Origin of the sequence: Yinghuangia sp. YIM S09857 (genome assembly GCF_051388915.1) — a bacterium.
GTDB lineage: Bacteria > Actinomycetota > Actinomycetes > Streptomycetales > Streptomycetaceae > Yinghuangia.
In genome coordinates this window covers 121,659-141,526 of record NZ_JBPKBH010000020.1, presented here as the reverse complement: position 1 = coordinate 141,526, position 19,868 = coordinate 121,659, and the positions used below count along the sequence as shown (strand labels likewise).

Genomic DNA, 19,868 nt, shown 5'->3' with positions numbered 1-19,868 from the left:
GTAGTGGGAGGAACGCCCCTCCCATCCGGCTCCCAGAACGCCGTCAGGGGCATGATCGCGAATCGCGATCATGCCCCTGACCTGCATAAACACCGTCGGGACGACAGGATTTGAACCTGCGACCCCTTGACCCCCAGTCAAGTGCGCTACCAAGCTGCGCCACGTCCCGGTGCTCGGTGGTCGAGCACGGAAACCATACCGCATTTGTGGGGGGACTCCGCCACTTGGTTGTTGGGTGGGGCGGGCGGGGGAACGGGGCGGGAGGGCGTGCCGGGTTCGGGCCGGGGGTTGGGGGCGTTGGTAGGCTCGCGGGGCCTGGACGACGTGCCTGCGGGGAGTGTTGTGAGCGATCAGCCGAAATGGGCCTGGTGGGTCGTGGGAATCGTGATCCCTGTGGTGGGGATTGTGGTCTCCGTTCAATTGGCCACGAACTCGGATTCGGATGACAAGGCGCAGGTGACCAATACGGCGCCGCCGCCGGTCTCGTCCACGGGTGGTAACCCCGCGGCGAATCCGCCTGCCGATCCTCCGGCGTCGGCGTCCGCTTCGGTGCCGGCGGCGGGTGGGGGGCCTGCCAAGGTGTTTGCGGGGCCGGTGCGGATCACGTTGAAGGAAGGCGCCTCGAACGTCGATCTCGACACCGCTTCGCCGACGCCGCAGCCTTCGGAGAAGGGGGCGGACGCATGGGTGGGCTTCAACCTCCCCGACCTGGCGATCAGCTCGACGAGTTCGGGGGACGTCATGGCTGTCGCTTCGCCGGATGGCGCTGAGCCGAGTCGCGATGATTGCAACCAGGCGATCGCCAAGCGCGGTTCGCATACGAGCGGCGAGCTTGCCCAGGGAATGCGTATCTGCCTTCAGACGGACGAGGGTCGGACGGCGTATTTGCGTATTACGAGTGTGCCGACGCGCGATGGGGTCACGTTCGAGGCCACGGTCTGGGAGTGAGGTCGGGAGGGCGAGTAACTCTCCGCGGCGCGGCGGACCTGGCGTTCGGATTCTGTTGGAATTGGGGGCCGCGGTAGCCCCCTGTTCCCCTGCCCGCGACCCGTCGTCGTGGCGGGACGCGGGTGCGAGCGGTGGTTGGGTCGTGTCTGCCGGATCTTTGTGCCGCTCCCGGCCTGTGGTGCCGTGCGTCGCCCGCCGGGCCTGGCGGCCCTCCCAGGCGCAGGCCCGAAGCTCGTACTCGGTCGCACTCGCAAGGGCCTGCAACGCCGCGCGGCGCGATGTCCAGGGGCCGTGAGCGGTGCAAAGATCCGGCGGACACGCGGCCTAGTCGACCTCCGCCGGGGCCTGGGCGAACTGGGATTCGTAGAGGCGGGCGTAGGCGCCGTGGGCGGCCAGGAGGGTTTCGTGGTCGCCCTGTTCGACGATGCGGCCTGATTCCATGACGAGGATGGTGTCCGCGTCGCGGATGGTGGACAGGCGGTGGGCGATCACGAAGGCGGTACGGCCGTCCCGGAGCCGGGCCATGGCGCGCTGGATGAGGACCTCGGTGCGAGTGTCGACCGAGCTGGTGGCCTCGTCCAGGACCAGGATGGTGGGCTGGGAGAGGAACGCCCGGGCGATGGTGATGAGCTGCTTCTCGCCCGCGCTGATGCCGGTGCCCTCGTCGTCGACGACCGTGTCGTAGCCGTCCGGGAGCGTGCGGATGAAGCGGTCGGCGTGGGCGGCCTTGGCGGCGGCGACGATTTCGTCGCGGGACGCGGCGGTCGTGCCGTACGCGATGTTGTCCGCGATGGTGCCGCCGAACAGCCAGGTGTCCTGGAGGACCATGCCGACCGCGCCGCGCAGTTCGTCGCGGGACATGCCGGCGGTGTCGACGCCGTCGAGGGTGATGCGGCCCGAGGTGACCTCGTAGAAGCGCATCAGCAGGTTGACCAGGGTGGTCTTGCCCGCGCCGGTGGGGCCCACGATGGCGACTGTACGGCCGGGCTCGACGGCGAGGGACAGGTCGGTGATGAGCGGTTTGGCGGGGGTGTAGGAGAAGGCGACGTTCTCGAAGGCGACGCGGCCGCGGAGTTCGGCGGGGCGGGCCGGGACGGCGGGGTCGGGGGTCTGCTCGTCCGCGTCCAGGAGCTCGAAGACGCGTTCGGCGGAGGCGACGCCCGACTGGATGAGGTTGGCCATGCTGGCCGCCTGCGTGAGCGGCTGGCTGAACTGGCGGCTGTACTGGACGAACGCCTGGACGTCGCCGATCGACAGCGCCCCGGACGAGACGCGCAGCCCGCCGATGACCGCGACCAGCACGTAGTTCAGGTTGCCGATGAACATCATCGCGGGCTGCATCAGCCCGGAGACGAACTGGGCGCGGTACGAGGCGTTGTAGAGCTTGTCGTTCTCGGTACGGAAGATCTCCGCCGACTCCTCCTGGCGACCGAAGACCTTGACCAGGCTGTGGCCGGTGTACATCTCCTCGATGTGCGCGTTGAGCTTGCCGGTGGTCTTCCACTGCTGGATGAACTGCGGCTGCGCCTTCTTGCCGATGCGTGCGGCCACGATGACCGAGATCGGCACGGTGATCAGCGCGACCAGCGCCAGCAGCCAGGAGATCCAGAACATCATGCCGAGCACGCCGACGATGGTGAGCAGCGAGAAGAGCAGTTGGCTCATGGTCTGCTGGAGCGTCTGGCCGAGGTTGTCGATGTCGTTGGTGACCCGGCTCAGCACCTCGCCGCGCGGCTGGCGGTCGAAGTATGCGAGCGGCAGTCGCGCGAGCTTGTCCTCGACCTGGGTGCGCAGCCGCTTGATGGCGCGCTGGAGCACGCGGTTGGCGATGCGCGACTGGATGATGCTGAGCACGCCCGAGCCGAGGGACACGAGAGCGGCCCAGCCGAGGATGACGCCGACCGAACCGAAGTCGACACCGTTCGGCCCGAAGGCACCGGAGAAGATCTCGTCCGTCGCCTCGCCCAGGATCTTCGGGCTGATCACGGAGAGACCGACGGCCAGGACGGCGAGGACGACGACGGCGTACGCCCAGCGCTTCTCCGGTTCCAGCAGCTTCAGGAGTCGCAGGCCGGACGCCTTGAAGTGCAGCGACTTCTCGGCGGGTTGCCCGCCCATGAAGCGGCCGGGCCCGGCCATGGGCTGCGGTCCGCGGCGCGGGGCACTGCCCTCGGAGTCGGCCCCGGAATGGGCCCCGGAATCGGCCACGGAGTCGGCAGTGGAGTCGTCAACGGAAACGGGAGTGGAAGCGCCACTAGTACCGGCACCGGCACCGGCACCGGCACCACCCGAAGCAGCATCAAGAGCGGGAGCGGCACCCGAGTCCGAACCCACGGCCGAGTCCGCGTCCCCCACCCCCTCCCGCGAAGCCGGTGCCGCGCCGTTGTGTTCCGACGTCGTCACGCCGCCTCCTCCTCGGTGAGCTGCGACAGCACGATCTCGCGGTACGTCGGGTTCGACGCCATCAGCTCCGCATGCGTCCCGTCCCCGACCACCTCGCCCTCGTCGAGCACGATGATCCGGTCCGCGTCGCGGATGGTGTTGACCCGCTGCGCCACGATGACCACCGTGGCGTGCGCGATCTCGCGCCCGAGCGCCGCGCGCAGCCGGGCGTCGGTCGCGTAGTCGAGGGCCGAGAACGAGTCGTCGAACAAATAGACCTCGGGTTTGCGGACGAGAGCCCGCGCGATCGCGAGCCGCTGCCGCTGCCCGCCCGACACGTTGGTGCCGCCCTGCGAGATCGGCGCGTCCAGCCCCTCCGGCATCTCCTCGACGAACGGCCGCGCCTGCGCGACGTCGAGCGCGTGCCACAGGTCCTCGTCGGTGGCGTCGGGGTTGCCGTACCGCAGATTGCTGGCGATCGTGCCGGAGAACAGGTACGGCTTCTGCGGCACCAGCGCGACGATGCGCGCCAGCAGCGCGGGGTCGAGCGTACGCACGTCCACGCCGTCCACCAGGACGGCCCCCTCGGTGACGTCCGACAGCCTCGGCAGCAGGCTGAGCAGCGTCGTCTTGCCGCTGCCCGTGGAGCCGATGACCGCGGTGGTCTCCCCCGGCCGCGCCGAGAAGCCGATGCCCCGCAGCACCGGCGCCTCCGCGCCCGGGTAGCGGAAGCCGACGTCGCGGAGCTCGACATAGCCGTGCCGCTCGACCGAGCGCACCGGCGCGACGGGCGGGACGACGGTGGAGTCGGTGTCGAGCACTTCCTGGATGCGCTCGGCGCACACCTCGGCGCGCGGCACCATCATGAACATGAAGGTGGCCATCATGACCGACATCAGGATCTGCATCAGGTAGCTGAGGAACGCGGTGAGCGCGCCGATTTGCATGTCGCCGTCGTCGATGCGGTGTGCGCCGAACCACATGACGGCCACCGACGACAGGTTCACCACGGTCATGACCAGCGGGAACATCAGCGCCATGATGCGGCCGACGCGCCAGGACACGTCGGTCAGCTCCTCGTTGGCCGCCTCGAACCGCTGCCGCTCGTGCTCGTCCTTGACGAACGCGCGGATCACGCGCAGGCCGGTGATCTGCTCGCGCAGCACCCGGTTGACCGTGTCGAGGTCGTCCTGCATCTTGCGGAACAGCGGGCGCAGCCGGGACACGATGACGCCGACGATGATGCCGAGGGCCGGGACGATCGCCACCAGCAGCAACGACATCGGCACGTCCTGGTTGAGCGCCAGGATGATGCCGCCCACGCACATGATGGGCGCGGACACCATGAGGGTGAACGTCATGAGCACCAGCATCTGGACCTGCTGGATGTCGTTCGTCGTCCGCGTGATGAGGGACGCCGCACCGAACTGCCCCACCTCGCGCGCCGAGAACGACTGCACGCGGTCGAACACGGCGGCACGCACATCGCGGCCGAGGGCCATGGCGGTCCGGGCGCCGAAGTACACGGCGCCGATCGAGCAGATGATCTGGAGCACCGAGACGCCGAGCATGACGCCGCCGGTCTTCCAGATGTAGCCGTTGTCCCCGCGGACCACGCCCTTGTCGATGATGTCGGCGTTGAGGGTCGGCAGGTAGAGCGTCGCGGAGGTCTGGACAAGCTGGAGCAGGACGAGCAGTCCTATGGCCCCGCGATAGGGCCTCAGATGGGCCCGGACGAGTTTGATCAGCACGCGGTCTCTCTCACACCCAGCGGATCTCGGCGGTCACCTGGCCTGGACCGTCCAGGCGAATCCGCGACCCGCGCGGGAAAAGTGGCACGCTGAAGCGCCCCGGCGCGCGGGCGGCTTACATGTAATCACCATGCAGCCGGTGAAGTCCCGTGGTTTTCGGCTCGGGCGGGAATCCCGACCGAGCTTTTGCCAAAGCCGACCGACGGGCCGCACGCGCCGGACCGGGGCCGGACGCGCGGATCTGGCCGGACGCGCCGGACCGGGGCCGTACGGGCCCGAGGCGCTGGACGCCCCGGACCGCGCGGCCCTCAGAACGTGACGACCGCCCGCGCCAGCCGTCCCGCCCGGACGTCCTCGATCGCCCCGTTGATCCCTTCGAGCGGAACGGTCGCGCTGATCAGCTTCGCGAGGTCGATCCGCCCGGCCGCCGCCAGGTCGATCAGGCGCGGCAGGTCGCGCGCCGGGAGCCCGCCGCCGCCCGCGCAGCCCTTGAGCGTGCGGTTGAAGAAGAGCTGCTGCGGCAGGAGGCTGATCGGCTCGTTCGGCGGGCTGCCGACCATCACGGTGGTGCCGCCGTCCCGCGTGGCCGCGAAGGCCTTGGCCAGGACGCCCGGTACCCCGGTCGCGTCGAAGGCGAAGTCGACGCCGCCGTCCACGATCTTGCCGACCTGTTCGGGCAGGTCGTCGCCGGACAGCAGCGTGTCGGTGGCACCGAAGGCCGCCGCAATGGGCAGTTTGTCCGGATTCACATCGGCGGCCACGATCCGCGCCGCCCCCGCGAGCACCGCGCCCTGGAGCACGTTGAGCCCCACCCCGCCGGCACCCACCACCAGCACGCTCGACCCCGGCGGCACCTGCGCCGTGTTGAGCACCGCCCCGACGCCGGTGATCACGCCGCAGGCCAGCAGGCAGGCCTGGTCGAGCGGCAGCGCGTCCGGCACCCGGACCAGGACCTCCTCGTTCACCACCGCGAACTCCGCGAACGACCCGATGCCGATGAACGGGTACGCCTCCCGCCCGTCCACCCGCAGCCGGGTCGTCCCGTCGCGCATCTGACCCAGCTGGGCCAGCCGGATCGGGCTGCGGCACCCGCTGTACGCCCCGCGCCGGCACGGCTCGCAGCGCCCGCAGTTCCCGGTCATCGCGATGATCACCCGGTCGCCGGGCGCCGCCATCGTCACTCCCGCCCCCACGCGCTCGACGACCCCCGCGCTCTCGTGCCCGAGGATCGCCGGAAGCCGCCGCGCGACCGGGCTCTTGCCGTCGATGGCCTTGAGGTCCGAGCCGCAGATGCCGGACGCGGCCACGCGCACCAGCACCTCGCCGGGCCCCGGCTCGGCGATCTCGACGTCGTCACGGACGGCGAGCGGCGCGTGGAATTCGGTCAGGACGGCGGCGCGCATACACAACTCCTCGGGTACGGCGGGCGGTTCGGTCCGGACGGTGGCACTCCGGCAGTGCCCGGGGGCCTCGTCGCATTGCCGGGCGACGAGGCCCCGCGGTTCAGAGCGCGGTCTCGGGCGCGGTCTCGGTCTCGGGCGCGGTCTCGGTCTCGGGCGCCCGCCCGGTCGCGTGCCCGGTCGCGGGCGCGCGCAGGCGCTGCACGGCGGCGATCGCGACGGCGGCCTGGTCGAGGTCGCGGAACGCCGGTACGCCCGCCCGCGCGCACGCGGCCAGCACCTCCTCGGCGTCGGCCGCGGGCGCGCAGTCGAGGTTGCGCGGCACCAGGCTCAGCCGCACGCCCCCGGGCCGGGACAGCCCGCGCAGCCCCTCGACCAGCGCGAGCAGCGGGGCGACGCCGGTGTCCGCGTAGCCGTAGTAGGACTGGACGTTGACGTGCAGGAGCGCGTCGGCGAAGTCCGTGGCGGCGAGCACCGGGTCGAGGACCTTGGCGAACGAGTCGGTGCCGGTCGCGGGGCCGAGCGGGATCTCGACCGGGTTGACGAGCGAGGTCCCGGCGCCGTAGCCGCGCTCGCGCAGGGCGCCCACCGCATCGGGCGGCAGCGGGCGTACGGCCAGCCCGGCGCGGTCACAGGCGTCGGTCGCGAGGACGGAGGCGCCGCCGCCGGGGCCGATGACCAGGACGCCTGATGCGGGCGACGCCCGTGGCGTCGGGGCGACCGTTCCGGACGCCGCGGCCCCCGGCGCGCCCGTGTCCGCCGCGGTCGGCCCGGGCGCTCGCGCTGTGCGTGATCCCGAGGTTCGCAAATCAGGCTTATCGGTTGATTCTGATTCCCTCGGCTCCGTTCGCGACGGTCCCGCCCCCATGTACCGCTGCATCATCGCCAGCACCGCAAGGAAGTCCTCCAGCGTCTGCACCACGCTCAGGCCCGACGCCGCGCTCAGCGCCTGCCACATGCGCGCGTCGCCCGCGAGCGCGCCGGTGTGCGATGCGACGGCCCGCGCGCCCTGCCTGCTGAGGCCGCCCGCCAGGACGACGACCGGCTTGCCGTGCGCGCCCGCGCGCAGGACGGCGCGCGCCAATCGTTCACCACCGCCGGTGCCTTCCAGGTACATGCCGATCACCTCGGTCGCCGGATCGTCGACGAAGTGTTCGACCAGTTCCGCGGCCCCCACATCGATCGCGTTGCCGATCGTCACAAGCCCGGAGAAGCGCAGGCCCCGGCGCGTGCCCGCCGCGACGATGTCCCCGGCCAGGCCGCCGCTCTGTGACACGACGCCGACGCCGCCGGGCTCGGCCGACACGCCGAGCTGGAACGTCTGGCGGCCGGACGGGGCGTACACACCCAGGCAGTTCGGTCCGAGCAGGCGTACCCCCGCGCGCCGGGCGGCGGCCAGCAGCGCGTCCTCCAGGTCACCGGCGCCGGCCTCCCCGAAGCCGCCGCTGACGACGTGCACGAACCGGGCGTGTCCGGCGGACGCGTCCACCAGCGCCGGAGTGGCCGCGGCGGGGACGGCGACCAGCAGGTAGTCGGCGCCGCCCGGGATGTCCGCGACCGAGGGGGCCGCCGGGACGCCGTCGATCGACGCGGCGGTCGGGTGCACCGCGTACAGCCCGTCCGTCCAGCCGAACGCCCGGTACGCGGCCAGGAACCGGTTTCCGAACGTGGTCTTGGCCGTGGACGCGCCCGCGACCGCGACCGTGCGCGGCGCGAACAACGGCGCGAAGTCGGTACGTTCCCGCGCGCCGGATGCACTGTGCTCACTCGATTCGGTGAGTGCCCCGCCCGGCCCCGACGTGTCGCGCTGTTCGCCGCCCGATTCGGACTCGGCCGGTTCAGCCGACTCGTGTGAGCGGGAGGGCTCCCCGGCCCCCTCACCCGCCCGCCGCCGCAAGATCAACCGAGCGTCGACCGCGACGGCCCCCTCCGCCGTCGCGATCACCGGGTTGCACTCGAACTCGTCCGGCTCGAACCCCGGGTACGCCGCGGCGACCGCGGCCGGCAGCCCGTCCCCGTCCAGCGCGTCGACGAGCGAGGCCAGTGCATCCAGGTCGACCGGCTCGGCCCCGCGCGCCCCGCGCAGCGCCGCGGAGCCCGGCATGGCGGCGAGCATCTCCGCACCGAGCGACCCGCCCGGGAACCGTCCCGGCACAGAGCCCGACCGCTCGCCCGTTCGCCCGCCCGGCCACTGGCCCGCCCGCTCGCCCGTTCGCCCGCCCGACCCCGCACCCGAACGCGTGCCCGACCGACCGCCCGACCGGGCGAGCCGCACGACCGCCTGGTCCAGCGTCTCGGCCAGAGTTCCCCCGAGTCCGAGCAGCATGGCGTCTCCAAACGGGCCTCGCACGCGGCCGACGATCACCTCGACGCCCGCGGCCTGCTGTTCCTCGACGAGCCAGCCGTCCGGGACCACACCGTGGCCGGCCAGCCGCACCGCCATCGCCCGTGCTTCCGCCGCCACCGACGCGGCGTCGAGGCCGAGCCGCACTGCGCCCATATCGGTCTTGTGCACCAGCCCCGGCCCGTAGGCCTTGAGGACCAACGTGTCGCCCAGCTCCGCCGCGGCCTTCGCGACCGCGTCGGGGCCCTCGGCGTACGGAACCGCGGTGCCACGCGGCACCCGTACGCCCAACTCCGCGAGCAGCCGCTTGACTTCGTGTTCGGGGACGAGAATGCGCGAGTCCTCCGCGCCCGCGCTTTCCGGAGCATTCCCCGGGACACGCTCCCCGACAACGTGTCGCCCCGCCGAATCGGCGGCGCTCACGCCCCCGCCGCCCGCCGGTACGCCGCGCGGGCCACCACCGCCATCGCCTGAGCCTCCGTCAGGACCGGCTCCAGCAGTGCCGCGTCGACCTTCGCCGCCAGATCCACGCCGCCCGCCTTGGTGAGCATCTCGGGAAGTCGCGTACGCAGCCGCCCGAATGCCCACGCGAGCATGTCCCCGCCGGCGGTCACGTCGAACGGCACGACGTTGTTGACCACTTCGCCGTCCGGTCCCGGCCGGTGGTTGTAGTGGTAGTGCGGTTCGCCGTCGAACAGGTCGAAGCGCAGGTACTCGTGGCCGTCCTCGGCGTCGAACACGTGCACCGAGACGCCTTCGTCGGCGAAGCCGCCGACCGGCGACTTCTCCTCCAACTCGGCCAACTGCCCGGCGTCTCCTGCGTACGCCGCGCGCAGGTCGTCGGGGGTGACGTCGCGGTACTCGACGCCGATGCGGAGCGCGCCCGCGTCCAACACGCGGGTGTTCTCCGCGATCGGCGGCTGCGGCGGGATGCCGTACACCGTCCCGACGGTCGGGCCGGTCTCGAACGTGTCGCTCACGGTGTGCCTCCCGGCGGGTTCGGTGTGTCGGTTCGCGGCGCGGCGACGCGCGTGAACACCTCCAAAGCCGTGCCGCCCAGCAGCCGTTCCCGCGTGTCCTCCCGGAGATCGAGTTCGGCGATCTGGGCAAGTGCCTTGCCGTGCGCGACGGTTGGGAAGTTCGTGCCGAACATGACCTTGCGGCGCCCGGGTCCGGCGAGGAACTGGTGCACCGACGCGTGCCAGTGCCGGGGCGGGTACGCGCCGGTCCCCAGGTACACGTTGGGGAACTTCATGGCCATCGACACCGCCTCGTCCACCCACGGCCAGCCGGTGTGCGACAGCACGAACCGCACGCTCGGGAAGTACAGCGCGGGACGGTCGATCCCGATCGGATGGCCGCACTCGCTCGCCATCAGCCCGCCCGAGGTCCCGGCCTGCATGGCGACCGGGATGTCGAGGTCGGCGCACATGGCGTACCAGGGGTAGTAGTCGGCGTGGTCGAAGCGCCGGTCCCAGCTGTGCGTGTGCAGGTACAGCCCCGCCACGGTCGGGTCGTCCGTGATGCGCGCCCGCGCGTCGGCGACCCCCGCCATGCCGCGGGACGGGTCGACCACCAACAGGGCGGCGAAGCGTCCGGGGTGACGCTTGGTCAGCTCCGCGTACTCGTCCCATCGCATGGCGTAGTGGTCGTAGTCGCGCGGGTCCACGGCCGCATGCGCGGACAGGTCGCCGGTCGGCAGCAGGACGGCGGCCACACCGTGCGCGTCCATCCGGGCCACCATCGTGTCGGCGTCGCAGAACGCCTCGTCCGGGCCGCGCCGCACGCGCACGTTGATGCCGGTGGCGGCGATCGCCTCGTCCCAGAGCGCCTGGCGGTCGGGGAAGAAGGCGTTGCACAGGTAGTCGACGACCACGGGGGACCCGGCGGACACAGGGGACACCAGGGATGCGGAGGACGCCGGGGATGCGGAGGACGCCGGGGATGCGGAGGACGCCGGGGATCGGTCAGCGCTCATCGCGGAACCTCTTGAGCTTGGGCGAGACGTCGACCCCGGTCCACCCGTCCAGTGCGCCGGGAGCCGCGATCTCGGCGCGGATGCGGACGCCGAAGCGCTCGCGCAGGGCGTGTTCGACGCTATCGGCAAGATCCGGACGCGCCTCCGGGTCCCCCTCGGACACCACGTGCACGACCATCTCGTCCCTGTTGCCCTCGCGTACCGCGCGCACGAAGTAGTCGGGTGCGGTGCCCGGCACCGCGGTGGCGACCTCGCCGACGACCTCCGGCCACAGATTGACGCCGCGCAGCTTCACCATGTTGTCGCCGCGCCCGGCGAAGGGCCCGATCTTGCGCAACCACGATCCGCACGCGCACCGGTGACGCGGCATCAGGTGCGAGAGGTCCATGATGTTGTAGCGGAACTGCGCGCTCCCGGTCTTGTACAGCTCGGTGACGACCAGCGCCCCGGTCTCGCCGTCCGGCAGCCGCTCGCCGGTCTCCGGGTCGACGACCTGCACGACGAACGCGTCCTCGAACACGTGGAGTCCGTCCCGCGCCTCGCACTCGACGGCCACGGTCTGGACCTCGTGGAAACCGTACGTGGCGAAGCACGGCAACCCGAACGTCTCCTCCAGCAACGCCGTGTCGCCGATGTTGGGAATCGCCTTGAGCGCCAGGTCCTTTCGCGGGTCGAGCCCCATCTCGCGCACGACCTCGGCGAGCCGAAGCACGTAGTCGCCGGTCGTCATGATGGCCGTCGCCCCGTATTCCAGGGCCAGTTCGACCTGCTTGCGGCTCGACGTCACGTTGCCGGTCGAGGCCGTGATGACCACGCAGTTGAGCCACTGGTAGGCCGCCTCGTCGAAGGAGAAGGCACCGTTGTGGGTGCCGTACGACCACGAGTTGACCACCACGCCGCCGGGCCGCACGCCCTGCATGTAGAGCTGGCGGGCCTCCAGGATGCCGCCGACCGCGCGGTCCCAGGCGGTGTAGAAGGTCGGACGGGACGCTCCCGTGGTCCCACCCGACATGTAGAGCCGCATGGGCTCGCGTACCGCGTCGCCGGGCACCACGCCCTGGTAGTCGCCGTACGGCGGCGCCGCCTCAATGCTGCGCCGGATGTCGTCCACCGTGTACGCCGGGGCCCGCCACAGGTCGTCCAGCGTGCGCAGGTCGCCCGGAGCGAACCCGGCCTCGTCCCAGCGCCTGCGGTGGAAGGGGATCCGGTAGGCCTGGTCCGCGCGGTGCCGCAGCCGGGCGAGTTGCACGCGCTCGATCTCCTCGGCGGAGGCGAGGTACGCGCCCTCGAAGTACTCGGGCGGCGGCGGGTACCGCCGCGCCGCCTCCTCGAAGTCGACCGCCTGGTGCGCCCGCCGGATCCCCTGAGACACCGTCAGACTCCGTACACTCGGGCCGCGTTCCCCGACAGGATGCGCTCGGCGTCGGACTCGTCCAGGCCGCGCGTCAGTTCGTCGGCGATCTTGCGGGTGTCGGGCCACAGGCACACGCTGTGCGGGTAGTCCGTGGAGAACATCGCCGCGGCGGCCAGGTACGGGTACCGGCCGGACCTCACCAGGTCGAAGCCGACGCGGTCGTCCAGCACCGTGACGAAGACCTGCTCCCCCAGCACCCGGCTGGGCGGGCTGCTCACCTGGAGGGTGCCCATCGAGTGCTGGTTCTCGAACTGCTCGTCCATGGTCTGCGCCCAGAACGGCAGCCAGCCGAAGTTCACTTCGCCCACCACGAGGCGCAGCCCGGGGTGCCGCTCGAAGACGCCGGCGAGCGTCATGTACGTCAACTGCCGTGTGGACGAGAAGAACCGGTGCACGGTCCCGGCCGCGCTGAAGTTGTTGTTCGCGACGTTGTCCCAGTCCGTCTCCTGCGGCCTGCCGCCGAAGGTGCGGTGGTACGTCAGCGGCAGCCCGTTCCGCTCCGCCGCGGTCCACAGCTCTTCGTAGTACGGGTCGTGGTACGGGCGTTCCGGATTACCGGGCAGGAACGCCGCCTTGGCGCCGGCCGCGAGCACCCGGTCCAGCTCGGCCGTCGCCGCCGCCATCCCGTCGTCCACCGGCAGCATCGGCAGGCCGACGATGCGGGACGGGTCGGCGGCCTGGAACTCGTCGAGGATCCAGTCGTTGTACGCGAGCATGCAGGCCTGTGCCAGGGCCCGGTCCGCCGCCTGGTAGGTGAAGATCGCGTTCGCCGGGTAGACCACCGAGACGTCCACGCCGTCCAGGTCCATGTCCGCGACGTGCGCGGTCCCGTCGTAGTTGCCGGGCAGGATGTCCTCGAACCGCAGCCCGGAGGCGACGTGTTCGTCCTTGGTGCGACCGGCCATCGCCTCGACGCCGTACGTGCGCTTGGGCGGCTTCCCGTCGAAGCTCCACCCGTCGCCGCCGTCCGGGCCGCGCATCAGGCGCGGCGCACGGTCCCGGAACTCCGCGGGGACGCGGTCGAATACGTGCGGTGGCTCGTTGACGTGGCAGTCGGCGGAGATGATGCGCGGGGTGGTCGACGGGGCCATCAGTGGTCACTCGCCTCGGTGAACGAAGTGGGCAGGTAGCCGTCCGGGAACCGGTAGAACTCCACCGGGTTGTCCCAGAGGATCTTGCGCTTGCTGTCGTCCGACAGGATCTCCGGGCCCTGGCCCAGGAACTCCGAGGTGGTGTGCGGGAATTTGGAGTCCGGGTGCGGGAAGTCGCTCTCGAAGAGGATCCGGTCGTCCCCCATCCACCGCACGACGTCGGAGACGAACGGGTCCTCGCACTCGGTCGAGATCCACCCGTTGCGCCGGAAGTAGTCGGTCGCGCTCATGGTCAGCTCGGGGAACTCCCGTTCCCCGGCCATCTCCAACTGCTCGTCGATGCGGTGCAGCCAGCTCGGCAGCCAGCCGCACCCGGCCTCCAGGTAGGCGACGCGCAGCCGCGGGAACCGCTCGAAGACGCCGTGCGCGATCATCGACGTGATGACGCCCATCGTCTCGAACGGGTGCACCACGGTGTGCCATTCGGTGAACGTCCGGTAGCGGTCGTGCCCGAAGGACTGGCCCTTGAGACCCATGAACTCGTGCGTGCCGAACGCGACTCCGAGGTCCTGGAGCAACTCCCAGAGCGGATCGTAGTAGCGGTCGCCGAGCGTCCGGCCGTCGAACAGGTTGGGCCGGGCCCAGAAGCACCGTGTCCCCAAGTGCTCGTGGGCGTAAGCCACTTCCTCGACCGCCCGGCCGATGTCGACCAGCGGCACCGGCCCGGACACGTGCACGCGGTTGCCCGACGTCTCGCGCATCTCCTGGCCCCAGCGGTTGTACGCGCGGGCCATCGCGGCCTGCAACTCCGGGTCCACACCGTCGAACCACATGTCGTACTCGGGACCGTAGATCACCGCGAGGTCGATGCCGTCCCGGGCCAGCGCGCTCGCCACGCGGTCGCCGGTGAAGCCGTTGACCAGCAGGTCGTCGCCGTAGATGCGGCGCATGTCGTCGGTGGTCCAGTTGATGGCCTCCTGGAAGCGGCCGTAGACGATGGTGTCGTGCTGCGTCCAGCGCCCGTCGACGGTGACGGGGTTGTACGTGTCGAACTCCGGGAATGGCTGCCGCCGTCCGAAGCGGTCGCCGTGCTTCTTGTCGAGGAACCGCGTCCACAGGTCCCGCGGATAGATCACGTGGGCGTCCGCGTCGAAGACCTTGTATCCGTTGCGCATCGCGAGACCTGCCTTGTGGTGGGGGTGTGGCCCGGGTCGGCGGGGGTGCCGCGGAGGGCGTGCCGCGAGGTACGCCCGCATCCTGCCCAGCGTCGCTGAATTAATCAAGCAGTTGACTGAATAATGCTCCAGCGGAGGAGGGCTGCGGGGGGCTCTCCCAGCAGGTCGGAGAACCCGACGCGGACCGGCGCACCGATCTCCAGCGCCGGGTCGTCGGGCGGTCCGTCGTACGCTCCCGGCAGCACCAGGTCGGGCTGCTCGTCCATGCGCACGCTGAGCACGACGTACGGCGCGGGCACGCCGGGCAGGAAGCTGTGGTGGTTGACGATCCAACTGGTGATCACGCCGCGCCCGGACGCCGGGAACCAGCCCCATCCGAACGAGCCGCAGTCGTTGCACATCGCGCGCGCCGGCCACCGCCAGGTGGCGCACTCGCCGCAGCGCTGGAAGACCAGTTCGTGCCGGGCCAGCGCGGCCCACCAGGCCGCCGAGTCCCGGTCGACCGCCGGATGCGGCGGTCTGGACGGCTCGGTCATGCGGGTTCCTCTCGCCGCAGGATGAGCGCCGAGCAGGTGCCACCCACATAGCCGGGCTGACCCGTCGTCAGCGCGACGGTGGCGCCCGGGACTTGCCGGTCCCCGGCCTCGCCGCGCAACTGACTGGCCGCCTCGGCGACGTGGTTGAGGCCGTGCACGTACCCCTCGGAGAGGTGCCCGCCGTGGGTGTTGACCGGCAGACGTCCCTTCAGGCCCGCGTGGCCGTCGGCGTAGAAGCCGCCGGTCTCGCCGCGCGGGACCAGGCCGTAGTCCTCAAGTTGCAGGGGCACCAGGAAGGTGAACGCGTCGTACAGCTCGGCGATGTCGATGTCGTCGGGGCCGATGCCGGCCGCCGCGTAGAGCCGCGGGGCCAGGTCGGCCGCCGCGCTGACGGTCGGGTCGGCCCGGCCGTTGGAGAAGAGTGTGTGCCCGCCGCCGGTCGCGGCGCCCGCGATGAGCACCGGCGGCTTGGCCAGCGCTCGGGCCCGTTCGGCGCTGGTGACGACGACGGCAACGGCGGCGTCGGTCTCCAGGCAGCAGTCGTAGAGCCGCAGCGGCTCGGCGATGGGGCGGGCCGCGAGGTAGTCGTCCATGGTGAGCGAGCGGCGCATCATCGCGCGCGGGCTCAGCAGCGCGTGCTCGCGCTGGGTGACCGCCACCCGGCCGAGGTCCTCGGACGTCGCCCCGCGCGCGTGCATCCAGGCGCGGGCGAGCATCGCGTACTGCTGCGGCGGCGTGGCGTAGCCGTAGGGCAACTGGTACTGGAACTCCAGCGCGTCGGGCGCGGCACGGCCGGTCCCGCCCATCCGGAACTCCGAACGCGCGTTCACGGCACGCCAGCACACCACCGTCTCGGCCATGCCCGAGGCCACGGCCGTCGCGGCGTGCGCGACGACCTGGTGCGAGGTGCCGCCGCCGCCGAACATGTCGAGGTGGTAGCGCAGGTCCTTGACCCCCAGCGCCTGCGCGACGAGCACCGCCTGCACCGAGTCCCCGACCCGGTGGCAGGCCACCCCGTCGACGTCGGAGAGCCCGAGCCCGGCGTCGTCCAGGGCCGCGGTGACCGCGCGCAGGGCCAGCGTCAGCGTGCTGACGCCGGAGTTTCTGGAGTACTCGGTCCACCCGACCCCGGCTATCGCCGTGCGGTCGCGCAGGCCGCTGCGGAGGCGCGTCATGGTTCGGCAGCCAACCGCAGACGATCGACACAATCAAGTCAAACGACTGTGTGAATCATGGGGAGGTCGGGGATCGGGGAGGCCGGAGATCGGGGAGGGCAGCGGCGGGGATCGGAGGACAGGGGGTGTGCTACGGGGCCGCGACCGCCGCCAGGGTTTCGCGGAGGTAGCGCCAGGCGTCCTCGGTGTCGCGTGTACCGGTGTGGGGCGCCCGGAAGGTGGCGACGAATTCGGCGGTGTCGGCGAGGAGCCAGCGCAGGCGGTAGAACGCCAGGGCGGCAGGGTCGACCACGCGGCGCGCAACCCGCTCGTAGCGGTCGAGGTCGTCCTGCGTGCGGACGACATGCCACAGGTCGCGCTCGGGCACCGCGAGGCCGACGGTGTCCCAGTCGACCAGGTACGGGCGGTCCGCCGCATCGCGCATCAGGTTGCCCGGGTGCGGTTCGCCGTGCGTGACGACGAGCCGCGCGTCCGACAGTCGCGCGGCGTGCTCCAACCGCTCGGCCCCCTGGTCGAGTTCGACGAGGCGGCGGCGCAACGGCCTGGCGTACCGACCGAGCAGCGTGTGGGCGGCTTCGGCGCGGGGGCCGGTGTTCCGGGGCTCGCCGCGGGTCGCGACGTCGGCCAGTGCGGACTCCAGGTCGGCGCGGGAGGGAAGTCGTACGGCGGCCACCGGGGTTGACGCCGGAGGCTCCGCGCGGTGCAGGCGGGCGAGGAGGTCGATGACCAAGCCCCGCTGGGCCGCGTCGGGTTCGTCGCCGAAGTCGCCGGACTTCGCGGCCACGTGCGGGAAGACGCTGAGCGCGTACCGGTCGCCGAGGCGCAGCACCGTCTCCCCGGTGCCGGACGCACGCAGCGGCGGTACGGCGAACTCCAGTCCCCCGGCATCCGGATCGGCCAGCGTGGCGGCGGTGTCCATCGCGCGCCGGAGCCCGTCGAAGGCCGCGTCCGGGTCGGGGCCGCAGTGCGCCTTCTCGGCGAGGTCGGCAACGGTGGCGAACCACCGCCTCCCGTCGGCGCCTTCGACCGTCCAGTGGTGGTCGCCGAAGCCGACGGGAGCGTACGCCGACACGGCGGGCTCGATCCCCCACGCCGCGAGCGCGGTGTGCAGGCGGGTGTCGTCCAGGTCCGCGGGTCGTTCCTTCATCCTCCGAATCTACGATCCTGGTCGGGCGGATGGCGAAGACCTTTCCGGCGGTGGAAGCCGGGTGGCCCCGTTCGGTGCGGCAGACGCGTCGCCCGGTCGCCCGTTCAGCCCAGCAGTTCGATCATCACCGACTTCTCGCGCGTGTTCTCCAGCACCGAGTCGTGCCCGTAGCCGCTGTCCCCCATACCCGCGAACGGCAGACCGCCGCCCAGGCGGCGGTAGGTGTTGACCCAGATGAAGCCCGCGTGCAGGGCCGCGGTGAGACGGTGGGCGCGGGCGAGGTCCTGCGTCCAGATGCCGGCGGCGAGGCCGTAGGTCGTGTCGTTGGCGATCCGCACCGCCTCCGCCTCGTCCTCGAAGGGGATGACGACGGCGACCGGTCCGAAGATCTCCTCGCGGCAGACGCGCAGGTTGTTGTCGGCCGCGCGGAAGAGGGTCGGTTCGACGAAGTAGCCCTCGGCGTACGGGGATCCGTCCTCGAACAGGGCCGCGCCGTGACGTCCGCCGAAGACCGGGGCCGCGCCCTCGGCGACGGCCAGGTCCAAGTAGCCGGTGACGCGGGCGTATTGCTCGGCCGACACGATGGGACCCATCGTGGTGGCCGGGTCGAGGGCGTCGCCGAGCACGACGTCGGCGACGGCCGCGCGCATCCGGTCGAGGAACTCGTCCAGGATCGACGCCTGGACGAGGATGCGGGTGCCCGCGTAGCAGACCTGTCCCGCGTTGCCGGTGTAGACGGCGGTGGTGGTGACCCCGACCGCGGCGGCGTCGAGGTCGGCGTCCGCGAACACGATGTTCGGTGATTTGCCGCCGAGTTCGAGCGCGAGCGGCTTGAGGTGGTCGGCGGAGGCGCGCGTGATCGCCTGCCCCGTCTCGGTGGAGCCGGTCAGGCTGATGCGGTCGACGCCCGCGTGCCGCACGAGCGGGTCGCCGACCTCCTCTCCGAGGCCCGAGACGATGTTGAGGACACCGGGCGGCAGGACGTCCGCGATCAGCTCGGCCAACCGTAGCGACGACGCGGACGCCTGCTCGGCGGGCTTGACGATCGCAGTGTTGCCGGCGGCGAGCGCGGCGCCGGCCTTGGCGGTGAGGGTCGGGAGCGGGGCGTTCCACGGGATGACGCCCAGGACGACGCCGTACGGCTCCCGGCGGGTCAGGCCGACGGTGGTCGGGCCGATCTGCGTGCTCATGCCCCGGACCGCCGCGTCGCACTCCCCCGCGAAGGCGCTCCACATGTACGCCACGCCCGGCAGGTCGCCGCCGCGCACGTCGCGGATGATGCGGCCGTTGTCGCGGGCCTCGGTCTCGGCCAGCTCGGCGGAGTTCTGGGCGACGACGCGGGCAACCTCGCGTAGGTACATGGCGCGGCGTGCCGGCGGCAGCGCGGACCAGGCGGGGTACGCGCGGCGCGCGGCGGCGACGGCGGCCTCGGCGTCCTCCCCGGTCGAGCGGGGAACGCGGGCCCAGACCCGGCCGGTGGAAGGTTCGACCGAGTCGATGCGGCGGCCTCCGGCGGCCGGGAGGACCTTGCCGTCGATCAGGTTGCCGAACTCGCGCACGGCTCCGGGCACGCGGTCGCCCGCGTTGCCGGTGGTGCCGTCGGTGCTGCCGTCGGTCGTGCCGTGCTTCGTCGCCATCGAGCGGTACCTCGCCGTCCGTAGTGCGTCCGTAGTCCGTCCGTCGCATACGCGTGGTCCGTGCGTCGCTTTCGCGCAGTCCTTGAGCGGTCCTCGCGCATTCCTTGAGCAGTCGTTGAGCGGTCGGTGCGCAGTCCGTGTGTCGTTCGTCCCGCGGGCCCGTTCGTGTGCCGCCACTGCTCCGCCACACGGCCGCGGCGGAGGGCGCTCGGACACCTGCCCCCGGCCCGCACCTCGGTTCTAGCGCGCCGGGGATGCCGGTTCAAGGCCGCCGCAGGGCATTATTCAAACAGTCGATTGATTTATCTGCGAGCTCGGGCGGGATCCCCCGCAATGTGGGCCTTGTCTGTTGGATGCATACATGCAAGCATCCGGCCCATGCCCGCCGACCGGCCGCCCGAGGACCCAGGCCGCTTCCCGGAGGACTCCGCGGAGGCGATGGTCAGCGCGTTCATCACGCTGGTCACCGACGTGGACCGGACGCCCGCGTACCGGGCCCGGATGGAGGGCTCGGCCGGACGCCCGCTGCCGCGCTCGGCGATCTCGATCCTGTTCGTGCTGCACCGGCACGGCCCCCTGGGGGTGAAGGAGATCGCGGACCGGCTGGGCGTCGAGCAGTCCACCGCTAGCCGCCAGATCCGACCACTGGAGGACCAGGGCCTGGTGGTGCGCGAGGGCGATCCGCGCGACGGCCGGGCCGTTCTGCTGCACCTGAGCGAAGAGGGCCGCGAGACACGCGAGTTGATCCGCCAGGTGTGGCTGCGCGACATCGCCACCGTCTGGGCCGACTGGGATCCGGGCGACCGCGAGCAACTGGGAGCGCTGCTGACGCGGTTCCGGGACTCGTACCAACGGCTGCGCGACGCGCGCGGCGAGAGGTGAATCGGAGG

The 19,868-nt window shown here is 71.6% G+C and carries 15 protein-coding genes and 1 tRNA gene; 2 read left to right on the top strand and 14 right to left on the bottom strand.

All coding sequences use genetic code 11. From position 1 onward, the window contains the following. Positions 1-95: 95 nt before the first annotated feature. Positions 96-169: transfer RNA gene (locus tag ACRX5S_RS32410), tRNA-Pro, on the bottom strand. A 173-nt stretch (positions 170-342) separates the two neighbouring features. Here ACRX5S_RS32410 and ACRX5S_RS32405 point away from each other — a divergent pair. Next, positions 343-948: a hypothetical protein gene (locus tag ACRX5S_RS32405; RefSeq protein WP_436776749.1), complete on the top strand. Its 606-nt coding sequence runs from the start codon at positions 343-345 to the stop codon at positions 946-948. Positions 949-1,272: 324 nt separating this feature from the next. Here ACRX5S_RS32405 and ACRX5S_RS32400 read toward each other — a convergent pair whose 3' ends face one another. The 13 genes from ACRX5S_RS32400 to ACRX5S_RS32340 form a co-directional block, all read right to left on the bottom strand. Continuing rightward, entirely contained in the window at positions 1,273-3,087 is a 1,815-nt protein-coding gene (locus ACRX5S_RS32400) for an ABC transporter ATP-binding protein (RefSeq protein WP_436776748.1), read from the bottom strand. A 260-nt stretch (positions 3,088-3,347) separates the two neighbouring features. Next, on the bottom strand, positions 3,348-5,081 hold the full coding sequence (locus ACRX5S_RS32395; RefSeq protein ID WP_436776747.1) for an ABC transporter ATP-binding protein: 1,734 nt from the start codon (positions 5,079-5,081) through the stop codon (positions 3,348-3,350). Between the two features lie 308 nt (positions 5,082-5,389). Further along, positions 5,390-6,484, bottom strand: a complete 1,095-nt coding sequence (locus tag ACRX5S_RS32390) for an alcohol dehydrogenase catalytic domain-containing protein (RefSeq protein WP_436776746.1) — start codon at positions 6,482-6,484, stop codon at positions 5,390-5,392. Positions 6,485-6,584: 100 nt separating this feature from the next. Continuing rightward, entirely contained in the window at positions 6,585-9,248 is a 2,664-nt protein-coding gene (locus ACRX5S_RS32385; RefSeq protein ID WP_436776745.1) for an acetate--CoA ligase family protein, read from the bottom strand. Next, positions 9,245-9,805 carry a DUF7700 domain-containing protein gene (locus tag ACRX5S_RS32380; RefSeq protein WP_436776744.1) on the bottom strand — a complete coding sequence of 187 codons (561 nt, stop codon included), beginning with the start codon at positions 9,803-9,805 and terminating at the stop codon, positions 9,245-9,247. The genes ACRX5S_RS32385 and ACRX5S_RS32380 overlap by 4 nt, the downstream gene beginning before the upstream one ends. Next, a complete protein-coding gene (locus tag ACRX5S_RS32375) occupies positions 9,802-10,719 on the bottom strand; it encodes an amidohydrolase family protein (protein ID WP_436776743.1) in 918 nt (305 codons plus the stop codon). The genes ACRX5S_RS32380 and ACRX5S_RS32375 overlap by 4 nt, the downstream gene beginning before the upstream one ends. Positions 10,720-10,792: 73 nt before the next feature. Continuing rightward, complete coding sequence (locus tag ACRX5S_RS32370) at positions 10,793-12,175, bottom strand: phenylacetate--CoA ligase family protein (RefSeq protein ID WP_436776742.1); 1,383 nt, start codon at positions 12,173-12,175, stop codon at positions 10,793-10,795. Positions 12,176-12,177: 2 nt separating this feature from the next. After that, positions 12,178-13,308, bottom strand: coding sequence for an amidohydrolase family protein (locus ACRX5S_RS32365; protein ID WP_436776741.1), 1,131 nt, complete (start codon positions 13,306-13,308; stop codon positions 12,178-12,180). Next, entirely contained in the window at positions 13,308-14,483 is a 1,176-nt protein-coding gene (locus ACRX5S_RS32360) for an amidohydrolase family protein (protein ID WP_436776740.1), read from the bottom strand. The genes ACRX5S_RS32365 and ACRX5S_RS32360 overlap by 1 nt, the downstream gene beginning before the upstream one ends. A 104-nt stretch (positions 14,484-14,587) precedes the next feature. After that, entirely contained in the window at positions 14,588-15,019 is a 432-nt protein-coding gene (locus ACRX5S_RS32355; protein WP_436776739.1) for a Zn-ribbon domain-containing OB-fold protein, read from the bottom strand. Beyond that, positions 15,016-16,194, bottom strand: a complete 1,179-nt coding sequence (locus ACRX5S_RS32350; protein WP_436776738.1) for a thiolase C-terminal domain-containing protein — start codon at positions 16,192-16,194, stop codon at positions 15,016-15,018. The genes ACRX5S_RS32355 and ACRX5S_RS32350 overlap by 4 nt, the downstream gene beginning before the upstream one ends. Before the next feature lie 130 nt (positions 16,195-16,324). Then, entirely contained in the window at positions 16,325-17,341 is a 1,017-nt protein-coding gene (locus ACRX5S_RS32345) for a phosphotransferase (protein ID WP_436776737.1), read from the bottom strand. Between the two features lie 104 nt (positions 17,342-17,445). Beyond that, positions 17,446-18,978 (bottom strand): aldehyde dehydrogenase family protein, encoded by a 1,533-nt coding sequence (locus ACRX5S_RS32340; RefSeq protein WP_436776736.1) that lies wholly within the window; start codon positions 18,976-18,978, stop codon positions 17,446-17,448. A gap of 378 nt (positions 18,979-19,356) precedes the next feature. Between ACRX5S_RS32340 and ACRX5S_RS32335 the strand changes: the two genes are divergently transcribed. Then, positions 19,357-19,860 carry a MarR family winged helix-turn-helix transcriptional regulator gene (locus ACRX5S_RS32335; RefSeq protein ID WP_436776735.1) on the top strand — a complete coding sequence of 168 codons (504 nt, stop codon included), beginning with the start codon at positions 19,357-19,359 and terminating at the stop codon, positions 19,858-19,860. Positions 19,861-19,868: the final 8 nt, after the last annotated feature.